The organism is Streptomyces sp. NPDC051909 (genome assembly GCF_040681095.1).
GTDB lineage: Bacteria > Actinomycetota > Actinomycetes > Streptomycetales > Streptomycetaceae > Streptomyces.
The window spans coordinates 50,758-73,516 of record NZ_JBFAYA010000018.1 but is presented as its reverse complement, the minus strand read 5'-3'; the positions used below and the strand labels follow the sequence as shown (position 1 = coordinate 73,516).

General features: G+C 71.2%; 14 protein-coding genes and 1 pseudogene. 4 read left to right on the top strand and 11 right to left on the bottom strand.

Annotation, left to right across the window (positions count from 1 at the left end; translation table 11 throughout):
• Positions 1–84 precede the first annotated feature (84 nt).
• The 4 genes from AB0M18_RS26405 to AB0M18_RS26390 all read right to left on the bottom strand — a co-directional run bounded on the left by AB0M18_RS26405 (position 85) and on the right by AB0M18_RS26390 (position 4,311).
• Complete coding sequence (locus tag AB0M18_RS26405) at positions 85–1,065, bottom strand: hydroxyacid dehydrogenase (RefSeq protein ID WP_365762155.1); 981 nt, start codon at positions 1,063–1,065, stop codon at positions 85–87.
• A 122-nt stretch (positions 1,066–1,187) separates the two neighbouring features.
• On the bottom strand, positions 1,188–2,105 hold the full coding sequence (locus AB0M18_RS26400; RefSeq protein ID WP_365762153.1) for a carbohydrate ABC transporter permease: 918 nt from the start codon (positions 2,103–2,105) through the stop codon (positions 1,188–1,190).
• Complete coding sequence (locus AB0M18_RS26395; protein WP_365762284.1) at positions 2,102–2,968, bottom strand: sugar ABC transporter permease; 867 nt, start codon at positions 2,966–2,968, stop codon at positions 2,102–2,104. Before AB0M18_RS26395 ends, AB0M18_RS26400 begins: the two co-directional genes overlap by 4 nt.
• A 71-nt stretch (positions 2,969–3,039) precedes the next feature.
• Positions 3,040–4,311, bottom strand: a complete 1,272-nt coding sequence (locus tag AB0M18_RS26390; RefSeq protein WP_365762151.1) for a sugar ABC transporter substrate-binding protein — start codon at positions 4,309–4,311, stop codon at positions 3,040–3,042.
• A gap of 377 nt (positions 4,312–4,688) precedes the next feature.
• Here AB0M18_RS26390 and AB0M18_RS26385 point away from each other — a divergent pair, with 377 nt between their 5' ends.
• On the top strand, positions 4,689–6,641 hold the full coding sequence (locus AB0M18_RS26385) for a DUF2264 domain-containing protein (RefSeq protein ID WP_365762149.1): 1,953 nt from the start codon (positions 4,689–4,691) through the stop codon (positions 6,639–6,641).
• 16 nt (positions 6,642–6,657) lie between these two features.
• Here AB0M18_RS26385 and AB0M18_RS26380 read toward each other — a convergent pair whose 3' ends face one another.
• The 6 genes from AB0M18_RS26380 to AB0M18_RS26355 all read right to left on the bottom strand — a co-directional run bounded on the left by AB0M18_RS26380 (position 6,658) and on the right by AB0M18_RS26355 (position 18,589).
• Positions 6,658–7,719: a LacI family DNA-binding transcriptional regulator gene (locus AB0M18_RS26380; RefSeq protein ID WP_365762147.1), complete on the bottom strand. Its 1,062-nt coding sequence runs from the start codon at positions 7,717–7,719 to the stop codon at positions 6,658–6,660.
• A gap of 190 nt (positions 7,720–7,909) precedes the next feature.
• Complete coding sequence (locus tag AB0M18_RS26375; protein WP_365762145.1) at positions 7,910–11,686, bottom strand: endo-alpha-N-acetylgalactosaminidase family protein; 3,777 nt, start codon at positions 11,684–11,686, stop codon at positions 7,910–7,912.
• A gap of 126 nt (positions 11,687–11,812) precedes the next feature.
• Positions 11,813–12,934 carry a substrate-binding domain-containing protein gene (locus AB0M18_RS26370; RefSeq protein ID WP_365762143.1) on the bottom strand — a complete coding sequence of 374 codons (1,122 nt, stop codon included), beginning with the start codon at positions 12,932–12,934 and terminating at the stop codon, positions 11,813–11,815.
• A 903-nt stretch (positions 12,935–13,837) separates the two neighbouring features.
• Positions 13,838–15,277 carry an NAD(P)/FAD-dependent oxidoreductase gene (locus AB0M18_RS26365; protein WP_365762141.1) on the bottom strand — a complete coding sequence of 480 codons (1,440 nt, stop codon included), beginning with the start codon at positions 15,275–15,277 and terminating at the stop codon, positions 13,838–13,840.
• Positions 15,274–17,097, bottom strand: coding sequence for a DUF3556 domain-containing protein (locus AB0M18_RS26360; RefSeq protein ID WP_365762139.1), 1,824 nt, complete (start codon positions 17,095–17,097; stop codon positions 15,274–15,276). Before AB0M18_RS26360 ends, AB0M18_RS26365 begins: the two co-directional genes overlap by 4 nt.
• Position 17,098: 1 nt before the next feature.
• Positions 17,099–18,589, bottom strand: a complete 1,491-nt coding sequence (locus AB0M18_RS26355; protein WP_365762137.1) for an AMP-binding protein — start codon at positions 18,587–18,589, stop codon at positions 17,099–17,101.
• Between the two features lie 196 nt (positions 18,590–18,785).
• On the opposite strand from AB0M18_RS26355, the gene AB0M18_RS26350 reads away from it, so the two are divergent.
• Together AB0M18_RS26350 and AB0M18_RS26345 are read left to right on the top strand one after the other, a co-directional pair.
• On the top strand, positions 18,786–20,051 hold the full coding sequence (locus AB0M18_RS26350) for a helix-turn-helix domain-containing protein (RefSeq protein WP_365762135.1): 1,266 nt from the start codon (positions 18,786–18,788) through the stop codon (positions 20,049–20,051).
• 411 nt (positions 20,052–20,462) lie between these two features.
• Positions 20,463–21,437: a DUF2332 domain-containing protein gene (locus AB0M18_RS26345; RefSeq protein WP_365762133.1), complete on the top strand. Its 975-nt coding sequence runs from the start codon at positions 20,463–20,465 to the stop codon at positions 21,435–21,437.
• A gap of 39 nt (positions 21,438–21,476) precedes the next feature.
• On the opposite strand, the pseudogene AB0M18_RS26340 reads toward AB0M18_RS26345, so the two are convergent.
• Positions 21,477–22,280: pseudogene (locus AB0M18_RS26340) on the bottom strand (citrate synthase 2); the annotation flags it as partial.
• Between AB0M18_RS26340 and AB0M18_RS26335 the strand changes: the two are divergent.
• Positions 22,183–22,728: a hypothetical protein gene (locus AB0M18_RS26335; RefSeq protein WP_365762299.1), complete on the top strand. Its 546-nt coding sequence runs from the start codon at positions 22,183–22,185 to the stop codon at positions 22,726–22,728. The pseudogene AB0M18_RS26340 and the gene AB0M18_RS26335 overlap by 98 nt on opposite strands.
• Positions 22,729–22,759: the final 31 nt, after the last annotated feature.

Genomic DNA, 22,759 nt, shown 5'->3' with positions numbered 1-22,759 from the left:
CCACAGCAACCTCCGAATAATCCAGAAATGACGTGTCCACAGGGGCGAAGGCGGCCGTGATGGTCGCCTTCGCCCCGCTCGTGATCAGGCGGTCCGGTGGATCTCCTCACGGTGGACCGGGTGCGCGAAGGGCCGGCTCGCGGTGTAGCGGGCGAGTTCGTCGGCGGCGGCCGCGGCCATGCGGTGCAGTTCGTTGCCGAGGGAGCCGGCCGCGTGCGGGGTGAGGAGGACGTTGGGCAGGTCGTACAGCGGCGAGTCCGCCGGCAGGACGTCGGGTTCGGTGACATCGAGTACCGCGTCGAGTCGGCCGGAGGTCAACTCCTCGACCAGGGAGTCCTGGTCGATCAGCGATCCGCGCGAGGTGTTGATCAGGGTGGCGCCGTCGCGCATCAGGGCGAGCAGGTCCCGACTGATCAGGTGCCGGGTCTCGGGAAGCTGCGGAGCGTGGACGCTCACCACGTCGCTCTGCGCGCACAGTTCGTCGAGGGGTACGAGTCGGGCGCCGAGGGCGGCGGCCTCGTCCTCCTCCAGGTACGGGTCGTGGAGCAGCAGCCGGAGATCGTAGGGGCGGAGCAGCTCGATCACCCGGCGGCCGATCCGGGAGGCGCCGACGATGCCGACGGTGCGGCGGTAGTTCCCGATGTCCTGGTACTCGGACGTCCAGTCGAACGGGCCGCGCCGTGCACGGTATTCCCCGCTGATCCGCAGCAGCTTCTTGTTGGCGAACAGCACGGCGGCGACGGTGTACTCGGCCACGGGCAGGGCGTTGATCGCGGCGGCGGAGGTGACCTGGACTCCCCGCTCCCAGCAGGCGTCGGTGATGTGGTGCTTCACGGATCCGGCGGCGTGCAGCACCGCCCGCAGCCGGGGTGCGGCGGCGAGCACGTCCCCGGTGATCGGCGGGCATCCCCAGCTGCTGATGATGACCTCGGTCTCGGCGAGGGCGGTGACCGCCTCGGGAGTGGTGAAGTCGTCCAGGACGAGCGACGGGTCGAGGTCGGCCAGCAGGGTGAGGCGGTCCAGGGTGGTGCGGTCGATGAGCCGGGGCGCGAGCCACGGATGCATGGCGAGTAAGGCTCTGGGGCGGTGGCCCGGTGTGCCGTCGGCGCGCGGGGGCGCGACGGGCCGGCTCGTGCGGTGGGGCACGTGGTTCTCCGGAGGGTGGTCGAAGCGGTGGGGCGGGAGGATCATTTGACGCTGCCCGCGGTGAGGCCGGCCTTCCAGTGCCGCTGGAGCGCGATGAACGCGACCACCAGCGGGACGATCGCGAGCAGGGAGCCGGTGACGACGAGCGGGTAGAAGTCGGGGAAGGCGCGGGTCTCGGCGTTCCAGGAGTAGAGGCCGAGACTGACCGGGAAGAGCCGGTTGTCGGAGAGCATCACCAGGGGCAGGAAGAAGTTGTTCCAGATCGCGGTGAACTGGAACAGGAAGATGGTCACGTAGCCGGGCATCACCATGGGCAGGCCGATCGACCAGAAGGTGCGCAGCTCGCCGGCGCCGTCGGCTCGGGCCGCCTCCAGGACCTCTCCGGGCAGGTATCCGGCGCAGAAGACCCGTGCCAGATAGACCCCGAAGGGGTTGACGAGGCAGGGGATGAAGACGGACCAGAAGGTGTTCACGATGCCGACCTCGGAGGCGAGCAGGTACATCGGCAGGGCGAGCGCGGTGGTGGGCACCAGCACGCCGAGCAGTACGAGCCCGAACAGTTTCTCCTTGCCGCGGAAGGCGTGGACGTGGAACGCGTAGCCGGCGCAGACGCAGATGAACGCGCAGAGCACGGCGCCGAGTCCGGCGTAGAGCAGGGAGTTGAGGTACCAGCGGAAGTAGATGCCGCCGTCCGTGGTCGCGAGGTCGTGGAGGTTCCGTCCGAGGTGGAAGGTGGACGGGGTGAGGGTGTTGCCGCCGAGCAGGTCGGGGGTGTTCTTGGCGGCGGCGGCGAGCAGCCAGCCGAGCGGCAGCAGGGTGTAGAGGGTGGCGAGCAGGAGCGCGCCGTTGACGGCCGTCTTGGAGAGGGTCCAGGGCCGCCCCGCGCGCGTCGCGCCGGGGGCGGGTCCCGGCCGGGTGGGGCGCGTGACGGCCCGCTTCCGGGGTGCGAGGTTGGTCATGCGGTGGCCTCCGCGCGAGGCTCGGACCGGACTCGGGTGGCCCGGGTGATGAGGAACGACAAGGCGGCCGCGACGAGCGCGAGCAGCACGGAGGCGGCGGCGGCGAGGCCGTAGTCGTTGCGTTCGAAGGCCGCGGTGTAGGCGTACATGTTGGGCGTCCAGGAACTGACCACGGCCGGACTGGTGGCGTGCAGGATCATCGGCTCGGTGAAGAGCTGGAGCGAACCGATCATGGTGAACATGCCGACCATGGTGATCGAGGCGCGGATCAGCGGGATCTTGATGCTGAGGGCCGTCCGCAGCGGGCGCGCGCCGTCCACGACCGCGGCCTCCAGCACCTCGCGGGGGATGGCCTGGAGGGCCGCGTAGAAGATGACCATGTTGTAGCCGGTCCACTCCCACACGGCGATGTTCACCACGGCGGGCAAGGGGTGGCCGAGCAGGTCGAGCTGGGCACCGGCCGAGTGGAGCGCGCTGGTCACCGGGCTGATGCCGGGGGTGTAGAGGTACGTCCAGATCAGGGCGGCGATGATGCCGGGTACGGCGTGCGGCAGGAACAGCGCCAGCTGGAAGAAGCGCTGGGCGCGGGCGAGGGCCGAGTCAAGGAGCAGGGCCATGACCAGCGACAGGCCGAGCATGATCGGGAGGTAGACCAGGCAGTACTGGCCGATGGTCAGGAATCCGTCCAGATAGGCCCCGTCCCCGAGCGCCCGGACGTAGTTGCCGAGGCCGGTGAAGATCGTCTCGGTGTCCCCGAAGCCCAGTCCGGAGCGGCGTTCGGTGAACAGGCTCAGGTAGACCGCGTAGCAGATCGGAACCGCCATCACCGCGGTGAAGAGCGCGAAGAAGGGGGCGAGCAGCAGCGCTGGTGCCCCGTGCCTCCCACGCCGCGCGCCGACGGCGGCGGCGCGGGAGGCGGTGGTGTCGGGCTGGTTCACCGGGCGACCTTGAGTCCGCGGTTGTTCATCTCGGCGAGAGTGGCCTGCTGGGAGGCGTCCACGGCGGACTGGATGGTGCCGCCCGCGCCGAGCTTGCCGAAGGCGTCCTTCATGGAGGAGTTGGTGGTGCCCATGGCGGGACCCCAGTGCCAGCCCTGCTTGACCGACTTGGCGGCGTCGATGAAGACCGTGTAGATGTCCTGGCCACCGTAGAAGCCGGTGTCGAACGCGGCCTTGGCCACCGGTACCAGGTCGGGGGAGGCGGGGAACATCGAGGAGGTGCCGGAGGCGATGCGGGCCTGGATCCCTTCCGGGGTGGTGGTCGCCCAGGTCGCGAACTCCACCGCGGCCTTCGCCTTCTTGCTGTCCTTGGAGACGGCGAAGGTGGAGCCGCCGAGCATGCCGCTGGCGGGCTTTCCGTCCCAGGTCGGAACCGGGGCCACCGCCCACTTGCCCTTCGCGTCGGGGGTGTCGGCGAGCGTGCTCTTGAGCACGCCGCCGCCCCAGGCGGCACCGACGTAGCCAGCGGTCTCGCCCTTCTGCAGCGAGGCCGTCCACTGCTGACTGAAGGACGCCTGGGAGTGGACCAGGTCGTCGGAGACCAGCCGCTGCCAGAAGTCGGTGACCTGCTTGGTCTCGGGGCCGTCGAGGTCGACGGTCCAGGTGTCGCCGGACGTACCGAACCAGCGCGCCCCGTTCTGCCAGGCCATCGCCTCCAGGACGCCGGGGTCGTCCGGGAAGAAGGTCCCGATCCGGGTCTTCGGCGACGTGGCCTTGAGCTTCTCGGCAGCGGTGCGGTACTCGGCCCAGGTCTTCGGCGGGGCGGTGATGCCCGCCTCGGCGAACAGGTCCTTGCGGTAGAAGAACGCCTGCGGGGCCGCGTCGAGGGGCAGCGCCCAGGTACGCTCGCCGAGGGTGGTCAGCTCGACCGACTGGGGCAGGTACTTCGCCTTGAGGGTGTCCGGGACGAGCGCGGTGATGTCCTGGACGGCGCCCTGGCTGACGAAGTCCGGCAGGGCGCCGTACTCGACGTTGTACACGTCCGGGGCGTTGCCCGCCTTGACCGCGTTGGAGATCTTCGCGTAGCCGCCGGCGTTGCCGGACGGGATCTGCTCGAAGGCCACCCGGACGTCGTTGTGGGAGGCGTTGAACGCCTTCACCACGTCCTCGGTGCCCTTGGCCCATCCCCAGAAGGTGATCGTGACCGGGGAGCCGCCCGCGTCGTCGCCGGCCGGGTCGCTGCTGCCGCAGGCCGCGGCGAGCCCCATCGACACTGCGGAGGCGGTGACGGCGGCGACGAGCCGGAGGGTTCTGCGACCGCGACGAGGGATGCTTCTGAAGGACGTGGCTCGGCTCCTGTGGATGGGGCGGCGTGCCCGTGAGGGAGGGGCCCGGTCGGCGTACCGTCGCTGACCGGTGCGGGTGGCGCCATCGTGCGGCCGCCTCTGATCGAAGTCAAGAGATCCAGATCAAATGATCGCATATGATCGTCGATTGGTGGCGCTCTGTGGGGAACTACCTTTCATTTCATGAGGGTTGGGGGCAGCCTCAGCCGACGGGACTCGGAGCATTCGGTCGATCCCTTGACGTTCGATCTGGCTCTCCCTAGATTCGGTCCGCCTGGTCGGACCAAGGAGTGGCCCCCATGTCCTCGATCCCGCTTCCGCCGGAAGACCGCGTGCTCAGCCCGTACACCGGCTGGACCCGACGGCACTGGGAGGCGGTCGCAGACGGGCTGTTGACGGCGGTCCTGCGCCACGCCGGTCCGGAGCACGCCCTGATCTCCCTGCCCGGCCCCCGCCCGAGCATCTCGGGGACGCGCTCGGACGCCCTCGAAGGGTTCGCCCGGACCTTCCTGCTGGCGGCCTTCCGGATCGCGGGTGCCGGCGGCGACGATCCGCACGGCTTCCTGCCGCGCTACGCCGAGGGACTGGCGGCCGGGACCAGGGCCCCGACCGCCGACCCCGACCTCACGCCGGGCGATCCCGTCTCCTGGCTCGCCATCGGCGACCGCGGCCAGGCCATGGTCGAGGCCGCGTCGATCGCGCTCGCCCTGCGGATCACCCGGCCCTGGCTCTGGGACCGGCTCGACGAGCAGGTGCGCGCGCGGACGCTGGCCTGGCTGACCGGCGCCCTGCGCCACACCCCCGTCGACAACAACTGGTGGCTCTTCCCGTTCACGGTCGGTGGCTTTCTCGCCGACGTCGGCGCGGACCAGGACGGCGCGGCGCGGGCCGCCGTCGCACGCGGGCTGGCGAAGATCGAACCCTGGTACCTCGGCGACGGCTGGTACACCGACGGCCGTCCGCGCGCCTTCGACCACTACAACGGCTGGGCCTTCCACCTCTACCCGGTCCTGCACGCCCACCTCGACGGCGACCCCCGCCTCCTCGACGCGTACGGTCCCCGGCTCGCGGCGCATCTCGACGGCTACGCCCGTACCTTCGGCGCCGACGGCTCCCCGATGCACCAGGGCCGCTCCCTCACCTATCGCTTCGCCGCCACCGCGCCCCTGTGGGCCGGCGCCCTCACCGGCCGCACCCCGCTGGCACCCGGCGCCACCCGCCGTGCCGCCTCCGGCGTGCTGCGTCACTTCGTGGACCGCGGAGCCCTGGACGAGGACGGTCTGCTCACCCTGGGCTGGCACGGTCCCCACCTGCCGCTCGTGCAGGAGTACTCGGGACCCGCCTCGCCGTACTGGGCGAGCAAGGGCTTCCTCGGGCTCCTCCTCCCCTCGGAGCATCCGGTGTGGACCGCGGTCGAGGAGCCGGCCCCGGTCGAACGTGCCGACGCCGTGGTCCCGCTTCCGCGGCCCGGATGGCTGATCCAGTCCACCGCCGCCGACGGAATCGCCCGGCTCCACAACCACGGCAGCGACGACCAGCCCACCGATCATGTGGAGCCCGACAACCCGCTGTACGCCCGCCTCGCCTACTCCACCGCCACCGGCCCGGCCCTCGACGGCACGCCCGACAACCACATCGGCGTCCTGGTCGGGGGCGAGCTCAGCGAACGCGGCCGGATCCGTCCCCTCGGCGCGGGCGACGGCTGGGCCGCCTCCGCGCACCGCCCCCGCATCCGCGGCTGCGAACTCCCCGGAGTCACCGTCACCTCCGTGGTCCTGGCCGTGGGCGCCGACGAGGTCCACGCGCACCTGGTCACCGGGACCGACCCCGGCACCGAGGTGCGGCACAGCGGCTGGGCGGCGGCGGGCGCGGCCGTCGACGAGCGCGCGGACGGCCTGTCCGCCCGGGTCGTGGCCATCAACGCCGACGGCACGCGACTGCTCTCGTCGATGGAGAACGTCCACGGCTTCACCACGGCCGGGACCCACCCCCTGCCGGCCGGCACCGCCTACGGAACGGTGGGCGCGGTACCCGCCCTTGGCGGCCGGACGAGCGGCGGGGACTCGCTGTTCGTCGGCACGGCGAGGCTGACCGGAGCCGACCCCGAGGACGTGTCCGCGGCCGGGGCCGAACCCCCGCTCCATGTGCGCGTCGAGGGAAGTCGGATCCGTGTACGCCGACCCGACGGCACCGAAGCCGAGGCCCTGCTCGCACCCGAGGCCGTCACCGTGACCGTACGCAAGGCGGATTGACCCCCGTACGAGGGGATCAGCCGCCACCGCAGGAGGCACGGATCTCCAGCTGCGGCAGCAGCTCCACATGGTGCACCGGCAGTCCGGCGTCGCCGCTGTCCAGCCGGCGCAGCAGCAGCTCCAGGGCCGCCCCGCCGACGGCCCGCTTCGGCGGGGCCACGGCGGTCAGCGGCGGCGCGGCCAGGGCGGCGAACACATCGTCGTACGAGATCATCGCCACGTCCTCGGGCACCCGGAGGCCACGGGCACGCAGGATCGGGACGACCTGGATGGCCTCCTGGTCGTTGTGCACGAGCACCGCACGCACCCCCTTCGCCACACCCTCGGCGATCCGCTCCGCGACAGCCTCGGAGTCCTGGCCGGGGTGCTCGATGTCGATCACCGGCTGCGGCTCCAGACCGAGCAGCCGCACGCCCTCCGCGTAGCCCGCACGCACCTGGAACGCCGTCCAGGTGTCCTGTCGCGCGGCGAGCATCACCGCACCGTGACCGAGTCCGGCCAGATGGCGCAGGGCGAGGATGACGCCGTGGCGATGGTCGGACGCCACCGAGTCCAGGCCCGCACCGGCGCTGTCGGCAGGGGCGCGGCGCTCCACGAGGACGGTGGGCAGGGACAGTTCGCCGATCCAGGCGCCGACGCCGCTGGGGCCCTCCGGAGTCCAGTTGGGGGTGACCAGGAGACCGTCGACGCCGGACTCGAGCAGTTGCTCCACCTGGGCACGATCCTCCGTGGCCCCGTACGGCGCGATGCCGAGCACCAGGCGCGCCCCGGCGGCGGCCGCGGCCGCGCGTGCACCGTCGATGATCTCGTCGAAGTACGAGCCGACGGTGGGGACGAGCATGCCGATGACCCGGTCGCGGCCGGTCGGGGCGGGCGCGGGGGTGGCCGCTGCGCGCGGCAGCGACACGGCGCCGTGCGAGCGGTGCAGCAGCCCGTTGTCGGAGAGCGCGGCGATGTCCCGGCGAACGGTGACGGCGGCGAGCCCGAGGCGTTCCGCGAGGTCCACCACGCGAACCGTACCGAGTTCGCGGACGGCGTCGAGGATCCGCGCTCGACGTTCCTCGGCGGTGAGAGCCATGGTTTCCCCTGCCTGCAGTGCGTACGCGGGCGAATCGCCGCGGTGCGCGGCCCCTGTCAGATCAATTTGTATCATTCGATCGACTTGATGCGGCAGGCGTGCGGTGTCGTCGGGCCAGGCGAACGGCAGGGGCCCGCGCCGGGCAGCGAAGACTGCCGGGCACGGGCCGTCGGTGTGCGGGGGTCGGGGCTCAGCCGTTACCGTCTGGCCTGACCATGAGGTAGTCGATGTTCGGTCCGTCGTTCTCGGCCGCCGTGAGCCGGACGGTATTGGCCCCCGCCTTCAGGGGCACCGTCGCCGTCGCGTCGGACCAGGTGGACCACGATCCGGTGACCGGGTAGGCGCTCGTGCCGATCGTGCGGCCGTTGACCGACAAGGTGAGCGGCCGGACGCCGGACAGCAGGGCGTAGTGGATCGCCAGGGTGTGGTCGCCGGCCTCGGCCGCGTTCACGGTCCATTCGATGAAGCTTCCCGATCCGGACGGATAGTTGACGTAGCCGTCGCCGCTCTGCCCTCGCGCCAGCGTTTCCACCGACGCACCGCTCAGCACCGCGTCCTCCGCCTCGCAGCGGATACCGGGCCGGCAGTCGACCGTGAACGTCTGGTAGCTCAGGGCGGTGGCGGACAGGCCGAGGTACCCGGACGTCACCTCACCCGTGATGGCGTACGAGCCGGGCCTGAGGTCGGCCGGGGCCAGCAGGGTGTACGAGATTTTCAGCGTCTCGCCGGGCGCCACGGTCCGGGCGGTGGTGGGTGAGGACGGCTTCAGCGTGAACCCGGCGGGCGCCGTCAGCTTCACCTCGACGTCGGTGGCCGGGGCGGCGCCGTGGTTGGTGAAGGTCGCCGTGACGGGGAGCTCAAGGCCGGGGCTCGCCTTGACCCCGTCGACCGACAGGGTCAGGGCGCCCGTCCGCGGGCACCCGGCGGCGGTCTCAGGCGCCGGGCCGAGGTCGTCGACCACCAGCTCGTCCACGGTCACGGCGCCCCTGCCGCCGGCCGAGGTCAGCGCCAGGTAGGCGTCGCCGCACGCCTCAGCGCCGGTGGAGAACACCGTGCCGTACTCCTTGCTGGGCGCGCTGCCCTGGGGAGGCGCACTGTCGTCCCAGCCCGCGGGCTGGGAATCGCCTGCGGACGGCCAGCTGTCCAGCGCGCGGTCGGTCGTGGCGGGCAGCGGGTCGTCTACCAGGACATGGTCCTCCGCTCCCGCGCCGCCCGAGCGGGCCTGCAGACGGTACTGGCCCGCCGTGTCCGACTGGTACCTCAGCCCGACACGGTAGGTGCGGCCCGGCTTGAACTCCAGCGTCTGCGGAACGGTCCGCCACACCTCGCCTCTGCCGATCCGGAAGGACTTGAACGAGAAGTCGCCGCTGACGGTGTCCCGGGTGTAGCCCTCATGGCGCTCCGCGCGATGGCTGTGCGGGTTGTCGCTGCCCGAGCCCTCGCTGTTGACGAACGGGCCCCAGGCGCGGTCAGCCGCTTCGAAATCCTCGTAGAAGTAGTGCTCCGCGGCCTTCGGGGAGACCTTCGTGGGGGTGACCCGCACATCGGCGAAGTCGGCCGCGGTACCGTCTGTGCCCGCCGCGCCCGACAGACTGAGCACAGCGATGCTGTGCCCCTCCGGCACGGTGAAGGTGACGGTCGCCTTCTGGAACCGGGTGCCCGCCCAGACGTTGACCGGGTCCTTCAGGTCGGCGGGCGAGGTGTCGGTGGACCGGCTCACCGGTGCGCCGCCGTGGGCGTCCACCGCGAGCGTGGCGGTACGGCCGCCCGTGACCCTGACGTACGCGGAGGCCGCGTAGGTGCCGGGCGTCAGCCCCTTCAGGGTCTGCGTCAGCCGGCCGGCCTCCGGGCCGTCGAAGCGTGCGAACTGCCATCCCTTGGCGCTGGTGTCGATCCGGGCGTCACCCTCCCGCGACCACTGCGCGAAGGTGTGGCTGCTGAAGGAGCCGTCCTTGACGATCGCCCCCTCGCCCCAGACGGTCTTCTGGTGCGCGGCGTTGTGCCGGTAGAGGACGTACGCGGTGCGGGCGTCGGCCGTGATCGTGACCGCGCCGTCCTCGACCTTCAGGACGGTGCGGTCCTGGCGGCCGGTGTCCGTGAGGCGATAGAGGACCACGGAGTCGAGGCTCCGCCAGGCGGGAGGGAGCTTCCATGTGGTGGTGCCGCCCGCGTCGTTCCAGTGGTAGATCTTGTCCTGCTTCTTCGGGTCCCAGGGCAGGAACAGCTTGTCGCCCTCGGCGAGCTTGGTGTCGCCCTGGAAGAGCTGCCAGGTCCCGGTCGTGTCCGTCGAGTACACCCCGTCGGTGAAGTCGACCCTGTGGTCCGTCCACCTGGTGATCGGGAAGTGCTGCATGAACTTCGTCGGCAGGTTGTTGGTGAAGACCTTCCGCTGCCAGGCGTTGAGGTCGGTCTGCCCCATCCAGCCGCCGTACGACAGGTTCGACAGGCCCTTCAGGAGGGTCGCGTCCTTGCGGTACCAGATGTCGCGGTCGGTGTTCTGGATGAAGCGGACGATCCGCGACCGGACGCCGTTGCCCTCGTACTGTCCCGCACGGTGGTACCAGAGCGTGTCCCGGTCGAGGAAGTCCTCGAACTCGGTGTGCACCATCCAGCCGTTGCGGTGCTGGAGCCGGGCCAACTGGTAGGCGTTGTAGCCGCGGCCGAAGTACACGTCGTTGTAGATGAACGACAGGCCCGGTACGTCGGAGGCCAGAGCGTCGAGGCGCTTGGCGAAGGCGCCCGACTGGACGTCTTTGTCGCGGTTGATGCGGTAGGAGACGTCCCGGTAGATCCAGCCGGTGTCCTTCTCGCCGTTGGTCATGTCCCAGCGGAAGTTCTTCGCGTCCGGATATGCCTCGGTGGAGTTGATGTGCACGCCGACGGCGGCACCGTACTTCTTGGCCTTCTCGACGAGGAGTGCGAGGTCCTTCCGGCCGCCCGCGCCCTCGTTCGGGTGCCCGCCGTAGTCGGGGTGTCCATTGTCGTGGCCCTCGGCCTGGTAGCCCTTCAGCTGGACGAGCTGACCGATCCCGTCGGTGAGCAGACTGCCCTTCTTGATGTCGTCGAGAACGCGCGTGAAGGGGTGGCTGGCGAAGCTGTTGGTGTTGTACTCGATGTTGGAGACCACGTAGTTCCTGGTCTTCTCGGCGCCCAGCGGGCGGTACATGATCTCCCGGTACGCCATCGCGCCGTCCTGCCAGTCCACGGCCGCGTCGGCGTTGCGGTCGCCGGTGAGGACGACCTTGGCGTAGGGCAGTTCGGTGGGCTCGGGGTCCTGGCCGGCGACGGGCTCCGGCCGCCAGGTCCAGGTGCCGCTGGACACCGACGTCGACTTCGTTCCGTCGGTCTGCGTGGTACGGACGAGCAGACGCGACTGGTCCTCGAGCGAGTTGGTCTCGACGGAGGCGGCGAGCCGGCCCGTGGTGAGGATCGCGTAGCTGGTGCCGCGCGGGGTCGTGTCGAGCGGGGCGTCGACGAGCGCGGTGTGCCGGTCGATGTCGGTCTCGGATTCGTAGGCACCGCTGAACGACAGTCGCGCGTCGGCGAGTTCGGCGCCGGGCTGGTCGGCGTTCGCGGAGATCAGGCCCTGGTCGGGGATGGCCAGCGTGCGGACCTTCTCGGTGCCGTTCTCCTCGATGCCCGTGACCAGGAACGTCAGCACATGACCGCTGACGGACAGCCGCGCCCGGAGCGTCAGGCTCAGCTCTTCGATCTGGAGCACGTAGTCGACGCCGTCGGCGTCGGCCGTGCTCCGCACGGCGGGGGTGTACGCCTTGCCGTTGACGACGATCTGGCCGGCGCCGGTGGTGCGGCCCTGCAGGACCGATCCGTCGGCCGTCCATGTGTAGTGCTGGACGGCCGGGAAGGCCGGGTCGACCTGGACGGTCATCTCCGGCGTGGAGAGGGTGAGCGCGCCGGTGTCCGCGTACGCGGTAGCCACTGTCGCCGTGTTCAGGGGAGCGGACATGGCGAGACAGGCCACCGTCGCGGCGAGCCTTCGGGGTAGGCGTGGTCGTGCTCTTCGGGGCATGGGGAGTTCCTCCGTGATTCCCTGGGGACGGCGGCCCATGCTGCTGAGGGGGGAGAAGAGGAATCAACAAGAACCGCGCGACGACCAGGGAGACGTGCCACCGCAGGAGGCCCGCACCACGAGCCTCGGCCGCAACCGCACCTGGTGCACGGGACCGGTTCCGTCGTCGGCGAGCCGCTGCAGCAGGATCTCCGCGGCAAGCCGTCCCAGGCGGTGCTTCGGTGGGGAGACAGCGGTGAGCGGTATCTCGGCCACGTCCGCGAACTCGTTGTCGTAACTGACCAGCGCTAGGTCCCCTGGCACCCGCACACCGGCCCGGCGCGCGGCCCCGAGCAGCAGGGCGGCCTCCCGGTCACCGAAGCACAGTGCAGCGGTCGCCCCGTCGGCCCGGAGCACGTCGACGGCCATGTCGGCCTGCTCGGCGTCCCAGTCGTCCGTGGACTCGCTGACCGGGACGGTCTCCGGCAGACCCAGCTCCGCCACCGCCTCGTCGAAGCCGCTCGTGATCGCCGCTGCGTGCGGACCGTCGCCGCGCAGCACCAGAGCGATCCTGCGATGCCCGAGGTCGTACAGGTGCCGCACGGCGTCATAGGCACCGCTCTCGTGATCCGTGCACACATGCTCGGTGGTGTCACGCGACCCGGCCGCGGTGAGCCTCCGCTCCATCAGCATCACCGGCACGGGCAGCCGCATCAACTCGGCGGCGCGCTCCAACGGATCGGCCAACTCATGCAGGAGAGGCACCAGAAGGAGCCCGTCGACGCCGGACCCCACGAGACGTTCGATCGCTTCGCGTTCGACGCCCTGGTCGTACTGCGAGCAGGCGAGCACCATACGCGCGCCGGCCGACGCCAGCGTCATCTCCACGCCCTGGAGAACCCGCGGGTAGTACAACGACGTCGTCGGCACCAGAACCCCCACCACCCGGCCGGACGAGCGGGCTTCGCCCGGCCGTACCGCGGCGAAGGTCCCGGCGCCCTGGCGCCGCTCGATCAGCCGCTGCTCGACCAGCACCTCGTAGGCGCGCCGGACCGTCGTCACCGAAAGCCCCGTCTCGGCCGCCAGCGACTGCTCCGTGGGCAGCTTGCTGCCCTGGGGCCAGGTGCCGTCGAGCACCCTCCGCCGCAGCTCGCCGGCCAGTTGCCGGAACTTCAGCTCGCGTGCGGACTGCGGTCGGGCTTCCATCCACTCCCCCGTTCACACAGCATCATCGCTGCCCTGTCCGGCCCCCCGGGCGCAAGCAGGGGCAGTCTGAACTGTCGTGGAACGCGCGGTCAAGCGCAGAAAGAGAGCCGCCCACCGCCTCCCTAACCGACCGCCACACACCCGCCCGTCACGACGTCTTCGACCTGCTCGACCAGGTCTCACCGTGCGAGTGGCGCCGTCGGGGTCGAGAATCTGACCGGTCTGCCGGGCTCCGGTCGGTACGCGTCCGGATGTACGGCACGCAGCGCGGGACCGGCTGGGGCTACCCCCTGTGGTCCTTCAAGGCGCACGGCGCCTGATTCCTGATGGGTGGCGCCCCCCGGGGCAGACATCCGCTTGCTGCGGAACGACCCTCGCGGCACCGGGCCACGGCCGGTGGTCGCCCTCGGCAGCCCCAAGAGGCCGCTGGATCCGGCTTCTGACGGCGACCCTGCTGGCCATCCGCAGCCGGTGGCACCGGGACCGCCTCGCCACGCCGCACGCTGTGCCGCACACCGCGGCACGCACCGCGGCCGTGGTGTGCCTGGCGGCGGTTCTCACCACCGCCGCGACCGTCACGACACTCCGGTGAGCGAGCTGCCCGTGCGTCGGCGCTCCGCACCCGGGACTACAGCGGGGCGCATCTGCGGCGGAAGCACGTCGACGACCGGGACGCCGCCCAGAGAGGGACGAAGCGGGGTCAGGCCACCCTCCACCGGGCTGCGTCCGCCCTGCGCAACGCGCTGAACGGCACCGTGCGCTCGTGGGCGTGGGTGAACCTCTCGACCGCCATTGGACCGCTCAGGGCTGAGCCACCTCGTCCGCGCCCATGACCGCCCCCCTCACCAGCGCCGCGGAGCCCGCCGGGAGCAGTGCCCCGCCCGAGCGGCCCGGCTGGGTCGATCACGCCGAAGGACAGGCCTCGGTGCGGATGCCGAGGTGGCGGAGTGCGGATGCGGCGGCGCCCGCGCCGCACATGCCGTGGGCGCCGGGGCCGGGTGGGGTGGCGGCGGAGCAGATGTAGACGCCGGGGATGCCGGTGGCGTACGGGTCGAGTGCTGGGCGGGGGCCGAGCAGGAGCTGGCGCGGTGCCTTGGAGCCGGTGAGGATGTCGCCGCCCGCGAAGTTCGGGTTGTCCGCGGCGAAGTCGGCGGGCCGGGTGACGCGCATGCCCAGGATGCGTTCTCGTACGCCAGGGGCGAACCGTTCGATCTGGCGGATGATCGCGCCCGTGGCGTCTCCGTCGTAGCCGTGCGGGACGTGGGCGTACGTCCACACCGGGTGGACGTCGCCGACCGAGCGCGAGGGGTCGGCGAGGTACTGCTGGCCGACCAGGACGAAGGGGCGCTCGGGCATGCGCCCCGCGGCGATCTCCCGCTCGGTGTGGGCGATCTCGGCGAGGGTGCCGCCGAGGTGGACGGTGCCCGCGCGGCGCGCGTCCTCGTTCGTCCACGGCACGCCGCCCTCGACCGCGAGGTCCACCTTGTACGCGCCGGGGCCGCGGCGGAACCGCTGGTAGGCGGCCCGTACCCGGGGCGGCAGCCGGTCGCCGTAGAGGGCGGCGACCTGGGCGGGGTCGAGGTCCAGGACGGTGACGTCCGCGGGCGGGATCTGCGCGTGGTCGGTGACGCGGACGCCGGTGTGGATCTCGCCGCCGTGTGCGCGCAGCACCCGTTCCATGCCACGTGCGATGGCCTGTGATCCGCCTTCGGAGACGGCCCAGCCCGCGGCGTGGCCGGCGGTGAGGATGCCGAGGCCGATGGCCGAGCTGAGCGGGTCGGACAGCGGACGGAACGCGTGCGCGGCCACACCCGCCCACAGGGCCCGCGCCTGCGGGGTCCGGAACAGACGCGCGAGCAGGCCGGCGGGCAGGACGGTCGGGATGCCGAAGCGCGCGAGGAGCAGCGGGTGGCCGGGGACGCGCAGCAGCGGGCCCATCGTGTCTTCCGCGAGGGCGTCCCAGTGCCGTACCGAGGGTTCAAGGAGCGCCCGGTAGCGGCCGCCGTCGGCGCCGAGCCCGCGGGCGGTCTCGGCCACCGAGCGCAGCAGGACGCCTGCCGTTCCGTCGTCCAGCGGGTGGACGCAGTCGATGTCCGGCAGCAGCCAGCGCAGTCCGTGGCGTTCCAGCTCCAGCGAGCGCAGCGCGGGGGAGGTGACGGCCATGGGATGGATGGCCGAGCAGTGGTCGTGCAGCAGGCCCGGAAGGATGGCCTCGTGGCTGCGGGTGCCGCCGCCGGTCTCGTCGGCGGCCTCCAGGAGGGTGACCTCGAGGCCCGCCTTGGCGAGGAGGGCCCCGGCGGCGAGCCCGTTGGGCCCGCCGCCGATCACGAGCGCCGTCGTCACGACGTCGCTCCCGTCCCCGCAGCCGTCTCCGGCTCCCGTCGGCGCGCGGCGGGGTGGTACTCGGGGTGCCGCCAGGTGACGTTCGACGGAATCGGGCCGTTCGGGAGCCAGGGCTGCTGCTCGACGCAGTCGCCCACCAACCAGGTACCGCGCTCGACGATGCCCAGCGCCGCGTCCATCACGAAGTACTCCTGGGTCTTCTTGTGGATCGGCTGGGACTCCACCCAGACGATCACGAACTCGCCCGGTGCGAATCCCACCCGCTTCTGGATGGCCTCGATCAGCTGGTCGTCGTGGAGGTGTCCGTCGCCGAAGTTCCAGCCGACGACAGTGTTACAGCCGAACTCGGCCTCGCGGAGCGTGTACGACTCGTAGGTGTCGCCGAGGTAGCGCTGCAGGGTGGAGAGCAGGCCGCGGCCCTGGCTGTGCATCGCGCGCCAGGCCATCGCCAGCTCCATCGTCATGGTGGCCACGTCAGGCTCGTAGCCGAACGCCACGAGCTGGTCGATCTGGTTCTTCGCCGGCTTCTTCAGCCGGTTGAGCTTCGCCTCGGCGCCCGGCGCGAAGGCCCAGGTCGCCGACGCCCAGTTGCCGGCGTACTGACGCATCGAGGGCAGGAAGGAGACCAGGTCGGGGCGCAGGTTGCCCAGCACCGGGAAGAACAGCAGGCCCGCGATGATGGCCGGCAGCATCCACGGCTGGGAGAAGTCGAGCACGCCGTAGCCCTCGCCGATCGGGTGCCCGACGAACAGGAACAGGTAGATGTAGCAGAACAGGATGTTCCACTCCAGCGGCACCGCGAGCGGGAAGGTGGACACGATGAACAGGTGGAGGGCCACCATGCAGGCCACGGCCACCAGGGTCAGCTCCCGGTCGGTGCTGAACAGCAGCACTGGTGGCACGACGAGCTCGGCGGTGGTGCCCAGGATGTGGGCCATGAACCAGGAGAGCCGGGAGGGCTTCAGGTCCCCGCCGCCGACGCTGCGGTAGTGGGCCCGCTTGACGGACTTCGGCCGCCACGGGGCGTTGGAGACCATCGGCGGAATGACGTTGACGAAGTGCTTGCCGAACTTCGAGACCGCGGCGCCCACCATGACCACGACGATGAGCAGCTTGGCCGCGATGACGAGATCGGTGAACGGCAGCGTCGCCGAGAACAGCATGATGGGCAGGTACTGTTCGCCGCGGGCGGCCAGGAGGAGCACCTTGTCGCGCAGGCCGCAGAGCACGATCAGGACCAGCGGGAGCGCCATCAGCGCGGGGCGGACCAGACCGCCGGTGGCCTCCGGCCGTGCCGCGGTCAGTGCGGCGCTGTGCACGCCGGGCAGCACGAGCGCGAGCGCGAGGGAGCCCAGCGCCGCGGCGTACAGCAGGACGTCGAAGCCGGTACGGCGGTCGCCTCGGGTGAACGGGACCTTGCCGGGCCAGGGAGGCAGCCGGATGGTGCCGGGCCGCAGCCAGTACGCCGCGCCGCCGGTCATCGGCTTGAAATGGCCCGCGAGCGGGCCCCAGGTGCCGGCGAGGCCGAACAGCTCAAGCAGCACCGTCCACAGCACGAGCTTCTGGTAGACGACCGGTTCGTCCCACCAGCCGGCGATGTCGAGCGGCGAACCGACGTGAGACGTGAGGGTGGCGGCGAGGACGCCGCCCAGCGCGTAGAAGAGGACGAGCTTCACGATGTAGATCGTGTGCACCATCCGCGGGGTGCCGAAGCCGTTCTCGGCCCAGAAGGCGGTCAGCAGCCGGATCCGCTCCGCGCGCGGGCGGGCCATGAACTCCTGGGGCGCGTACGGCGGGACGGTGGGAGTGAGGAACGGCATGTCAGGCTCCCGTCGTGGAGGGGGCGGGGATGTGGCTGCCACGCGCGCGCAGCGCGGGTTTGTCGATCTTGCCGACGGGGTTCCTCGGCAGCGCGTCCACGCGGTGGATCACGGCCGGGACCTTGACCTTGGTCAGGTGGGTGCGGCAGTGCTCGGTCAGCGCGTCGAGATCGAGCGCGGTGTCGGGATAGGCCGTGACATAGGCGGCCGGGACCTCGCCGTACACCGGATGAGGGGAGCCCACGACGGCCGCCTCGAGGACGCCGGGGCAGCCGTGCAGGACGGCCTCGATCTCCTTGGGGTAGATGTTCTCGCCGCCGCGGATGATCATGTCCTTGATCCGGTCCACGATGCGCAGATAGCCGTCCTCGTCGAGGACGCCGACATCGCCGGTGTGCAGCCAGCCGTCGCGCAGGGTCTCCTCGGTGGCCTCGGGCCGGTTGAGGTAGCCCCGCATGACGTTGGGCCCCTGGATGACGACCTCGCCGCGCTGACCGGCCGGGAGGAAGGAGCCGTCCGGTGCCATGATCCGGACCGCCTGCCCGGGGAGCGGCAGGCCGACGGTCCCCGGCTTGCGCACGCCCTGGAGCGGGTTGACGGTGCTGGCGCAGGTGCCCTCCGTCAGGCCATAGCCCTCGACGACGGGGAAACCGAACCGGCTCTCGGCCGCCTCGAGCAGCTCCTTCGACGCCGGAGCCGCACCGCAGATGGCGACACGGACGGAGGAAGTGTCCACAGCGACGTCCTCTGGCAGGGACACCAGGTGGGCGTAGATGGTCGGCACGGCTGAGAAGTACGTCGGCCGCAGCGTCCGCACCGCGTCGAGGAAGCGCTCGGGGTGGAAGCGCTCCAGCAGGCTCAGCCGCCCGCCCACGGTCATCGGTGTGAGGAAGCTGACGCAGATCGCGTTGACGTGGAACAGCGGAAGGACCAGCAGACAGTGGTCCTGGCCGGTGACGCCAAAACCCCCGGCCATCATGGACGCCATCGCATCCAGATGGGCGTGGTCGAGCATCACGCCCTTCGGCCGGCCGGTGGAGCCGCTGGTGTAGATGAGCAGGGCCAGGTGGTCCGGCTTCGTGGAGTGCTCCGGGAGCGCGACGGTGCCGGCCGCCGCCCGGCGGAGGTCGTCGACGGCAAGGCTGGTCCGGCCCGCGCTCGGCGCCTCGGGGCCGAGGTTCACCACGAGGGCCGCGTCGGCGTCGGCGATCTGGTAGTCGGCCTCGTTCGCGGTGAAAACCGGATTGATCGGGGTCACGGCCGCTCCGAGGCGCCAGGCCGCGACCAGCGAGACGAGGAGCTCGACCCGGTTCGGCAGCATGACCGCCACCACGGAACCGGGGCCGACGCCGTATTCCGCGAACTGCTCGGCCACCGCGTCGACCCACGCGGCGAACTCGGCATAGGTAAGGTCGTGCCGGTCGTCACGGACGCACGGCAGGTCGTCGTACACCGCAGGTCGGTGCCACGGGAGATAGCCGAGATCAGCCATGGGTGGGACTCCTTTGTCGGACGGCTCTGGCCGATGACGGTACGAGCGCGTGTGCGGGCGATCACTGTCCCCGGAGACCAAAGAACCATCACGGCTTCGTTCCCCGGGCACCGCGGGCGCGAGTGGATCGGCCTGCCAGCATGAGAAGAACGGATCCCGGTGGTTGCCGGATGCCAGACTGGCCGTAGGAGGCACCATGGCCGACCCCCGCGTCACCGCCCGGATCACCGAACTCGGCGAACGGCTCGCCCGCGACCTGCCCGAGCTCACCCGGGTCCTGCAGGACGAGATGACGGGACGGATCCTCGACCTGCGCGGCGACAGAGTCCTCGTCGAGCTGCTGGCGGTCAGTGTCAGGAGCAACCTGGAGACCGTGGTCCAGGTACTCCGCCACGTCGTGGACGTGGACGACGTGACCACGCCGACCGGGGCCCGGGAGTACGCGCGCAGGCTCGCCCAGCACGGCGTGTCCCCCAACGCGCTGGTGCGCGCCTACCGGCTCGGACAGCGCATGGTGCTGGACTGGGCGTACGCGCTCATCGCGGACGGCGAGCCCGACGGACGTCTCGCGCTGGAGTCGTACCACGCGCTTTCCCAGATCACCCACCGCTACATCGACTCGGTCTCCGAGCAGGTGATCGCCGAGTACCAGCAGGAGCGCGAGCGCTGGTTGGCCCGTCGCAGCACGGTCCGCGCCGAGATCCTCGGACGTCTCATCGCAGGGGAGCCGGTCGACGTCGCCATGGCCGAGTCCGGCCTCGGGCACCGGCTCCGGCAGTGCCACCTGGGGGCCCTGCTGTGGATCTCCGACCCGTCGTCACGGGATGCCGACCTCGATGTCCTGGAGAACGTCGCCTTCCGGCTCTCGAAGGCGGTCGGCGGGCAGGGCAGCCCGCTGTTGTGGCCGAAGGACCGAACCACCTGCTGGGTGTGGTTCACCCCTGGTCCCGGGGACACCGCGCCCGACGCGGGCGAGCTGGAGGCCGCTCTCGCCGACCTGGACCCCCGGGTACGTGTGGCTCTTGGAACGCCGGCGTCGGGGCCGGACGGGTTCCGGGTCACTCATCTTGAGGCGCTGCGGGCCCAGCAGGTCGCATGGGCGGCCCAGGAGCGCTCGTCGCGGGTCACGTCGTACGGCGACGCCGGGGTGCGGGCCACGTCCCTGCTGGTCGGGGACCTCGACGGAGCCCGGCGCCTCGTCGCCATCGCGCTCGGCGGGCTGGCCGTGGACACCGAGAGCGCCGAGCGGCTGCGTGAGACGATGCTGGTCTTCATCACCGAGAAGGGCAGCTACCTCGCGGCCTCCCAGCGCCTGCATCTGCACAAGAACACGGTGAAGTACCGGATCGAGAAGGCCGTCGAGGAGCGCGGCCGGCCGATCGACGAGGACCGCCTGGACCTCGAACTCGCGCTGATCGCGTGTCGCTGGCTGGGCAGCTCGGTGCTTCTCGACCCCCTGTGATCGTGGGGGCTGTCTGGCCTGGTCTGAAGCATCGTCGGGAATGTGGTGGGCTGACGGCATGCCAGGGGTGGTCTTGCCGGACCGCCCTCCACCGAGTGGCATCGTCGATTCGGGTGCCGGGGAGACCCGAGGCCGTGGCGCATCACAGCCAGTGACACGGACGGTGCCTTACGGCTCCACGGCCGACGGCACGTTGAGGGTGCGGGACACCGCCGCGGGCGTCGGGCCCGTCTTCGCCTGCGGGAAGGCCCGTCGCCTCAGTCGGGCATCTCAACCTGTATCTCGACCTCAACGGGCCTGGGCGAGAACTTCGTGGAACAGGGCGACATCGTCGGCCGGATCGGTCACCGGCCCCGGGCATGCCGTTTCCGGTGGCTTAAGCTGCCGTTCGGCCGGCGAGGAGGGGGAGCGGTGGTGGACACGGCGGAGCGATACCGGAGATTCGCGACGATGGAGGCGCGGGGTCATTCCCCGACATACGAGCGGCTGACCGCCGCGATCGCCGAGGTTCCGGGCCTGTTGGCGCTGATCGACCAACTCCCGCCTGCCAAGCGGCAGCCCAATCTGCTGCTGGCCGCGGTGCGTTTTCTAGGTGGTCCGGTCGATGACCTCGCCGCCTTCCAGGAGTGGACCCTCGTCCACTGGGGTCGGGTCCGCTCCACGATGCTTGAGCGGCGGACCCAGACCAACGAGCCGGGCCGATGTTCCGTCCTGCTTCCCGTGCTGGCCCGCCTGCCCCAGCCGCTGGCGCTCATCGAGGTCGGTGCCTCGGCCGGGCTCTGCCTCTACCCCGACCGTTACCGCTACCGCTACGACGGGGGTGCCACGCTCGGCCCCTCGGACAGCGCGGTCGTCCTGGTATGCGACACGACCGGCGCCGCTCCGCTGCCCGCCCGGCTGCCGGAGGTCGTCTGGCGAGCCGGTGTCGACCTGAACCCGCTCGACGTAACCGATCCCGAGGACGCGCGCTGGCTGGAGTGCTTGGTCTGGCCCGAGCAGCACCAGCGCCTGGCCCGGCTGCGGGATGCCATGCGGATCGCGTGCGCCGAGCCCCCGACGCTGGTCCGCGGCGACCTCAACGAGACCATCCGCGACCTGTTCGCCGCCGCTCCGGCGGGAGCCACCCCGGTCGTCCTCCACAGCGCGGTCCTCGCCTACCTGCCGCCCGAGGAGCGCGAGGCCTTCACCGCCACCATGCGGGAGCTGGGCTGCCCCTGGATCTCCAACGAGGCTCCTGGCATCCTCCCGGCCGTGGATCGTCGGCTGCCGCTCGGTCCCCGTCCCGACCGTCTGCTGTTCACCCTCGCCCTGAACGAGCATCCGCTCGCCCGCACCGGCCCGCACGGTCAGCGCCTGGAGTGGCTGCCCGACCCGACTTCCTCATGAATGCCGGGGAGGGGCGGTCCTGGGGACCGCCCCGCGGGGTCAGCCGCCGAAGACGCGGTTGCCCTGGCGCTTGACCGCCCGGTCCCAGCCCGCGACCTCAGCGGGACGGATGTCGATGTCACCCACGTATGCGGCGGAGGGGCGAATGATCTTGCCCAGGCGCTTCTGCTCCAGGATGTGAGCGCTCCAGCCAGCGGTGCGGGCACAGGTGAACATCGGGGTGAACAGTTCGGCAGGGATCTCGGCGAAGTCGAGGACGACGGCCGCCCAGAACTCGACGTTGGTGGCGAGCACACGGTCCGGCTTGCGTTCCCGGAGCTCTGCGAGAGCGGCGGCCTCCAGGGCGGCGGCGGCCTCGTAGCGCGGCGCGTCGAGCTCCTTCGCTGTGCGGCGCAGGAGCCGGGCCCGCGGGTCCTCGGCGCGGTACACAGGGTGACCGAAGCCCATCAGACGCTTGCCGCTGTCGAGCAGGTTCTTGACGTAACGACGGGCGTCGCCGGCGGCTTCGACCTCGTCCAGCATGTGGAGCACGCGGGAGGGGGCCCCGCCGTGCAGCGGCCCGGACATCGCACCGATGGCGGCGGAGAGAGAGGCCGGGACGTCGGCGCCGGTGCTGGCCACCACGCGGGCGGTGAAGGTGGAGGCGTTCATGCCGTGCTCGGCGGCGGACATCCAGTACGTGTCGACGGCCTTGACGTGCCGGGGGTCCGGCTCCCCGCGCCAGCGGATCATGAACCGCTCGACGATGTTCTCCGACCGGTCGATCTCGCGCTGCGACACGGCGGGCCGACCCAGCCCGCGGGCCGCCTGGGCGACGAACGAGAGGATCATCACCGAGGTTCGGGACTGCCGTAAGCACCGTCGCCACGAGCGCGAGGCCGAACGCTTCCTGGCCTTCGCCGGCATCGCCGCCGCCACGGCGATGGTCGGCCCGGCCCAGAACCGCTACGCGGACCCCGCCGCCTGGGACCGGCTCCACGAAGAACTCGGCATCCGGCTCCCGACCGACTACCAGACCCTCGTGGACGCATACGCTCCCATCCGGCTCAACGGCCACCTGTACCCGCATCACCCCGCGACCGAACGCAGGAATCTGGGCCAGGACATACGGGACACAGTCCGCCCCTGGTCCGAGGCCTCCTGGGAAGACCTCGACCCGGACCAGGACCCATGCCTGCTGCTCGGGCTCACGGAGTTGAGCCTCGGCACCCGCAACGGACTCTGGCCGATCGCCAGCACCGACCGAGGCGAGACGCTGTTCCTCATGACTGCGGACGACACGGCCCCTTGACTCCTCGTTGAAGACGGCGAAGGCGGCCGGG

Excerpts from the sequence above, each read along its gene's own strand:
- AB0M18_RS26350 (WP_365762135.1), top strand. The coding sequence starts at position 18,786 with ATGGCCGACCCCCGCGTCACCGCCCGGATCACCGAACTCGGCGAACGG.
- AB0M18_RS26355 (WP_365762137.1), bottom strand. The coding sequence starts at position 18,589 with ATGGCTGATCTCGGCTATCTCCCGTGGCACCGACCTGCGGTGTACGAC.
- AB0M18_RS26370 (WP_365762143.1), bottom strand. The coding sequence starts at position 12,934 with ATGGAAGCCCGACCGCAGTCCGCACGCGAGCTGAAGTTCCGGCAACTG.
- AB0M18_RS26335 (WP_365762299.1), top strand. The coding sequence starts at position 22,183 with ATGTTCTCCGACCGGTCGATCTCGCGCTGCGACACGGCGGGCCGACCC.
- AB0M18_RS26385 (WP_365762149.1), top strand. The coding sequence starts at position 4,689 with ATGTCCTCGATCCCGCTTCCGCCGGAAGACCGCGTGCTCAGCCCGTAC.
- AB0M18_RS26405 (WP_365762155.1), bottom strand. The coding sequence starts at position 1,065 with ATGCATCCGTGGCTCGCGCCCCGGCTCATCGACCGCACCACCCTGGAC.
- AB0M18_RS26390 (WP_365762151.1), bottom strand. The coding sequence starts at position 4,311 with ATGGGGCTCGCCGCGGCCTGCGGCAGCAGCGACCCGGCCGGCGACGAC.
- AB0M18_RS26360 (WP_365762139.1), bottom strand. The coding sequence starts at position 17,097 with ATGCCGTTCCTCACTCCCACCGTCCCGCCGTACGCGCCCCAGGAGTTC.
- AB0M18_RS26400 (WP_365762153.1), bottom strand. The coding sequence starts at position 2,105 with ATGACCAACCTCGCACCCCGGAAGCGGGCCGTCACGCGCCCCACCCGG.
- AB0M18_RS26380 (WP_365762147.1), bottom strand. The coding sequence starts at position 7,719 with ATGGCTCTCACCGCCGAGGAACGTCGAGCGCGGATCCTCGACGCCGTC.
- AB0M18_RS26375 (WP_365762145.1), bottom strand. The coding sequence starts at position 11,686 with ATGTCCGCTCCCCTGAACACGGCGACAGTGGCTACCGCGTACGCGGAC.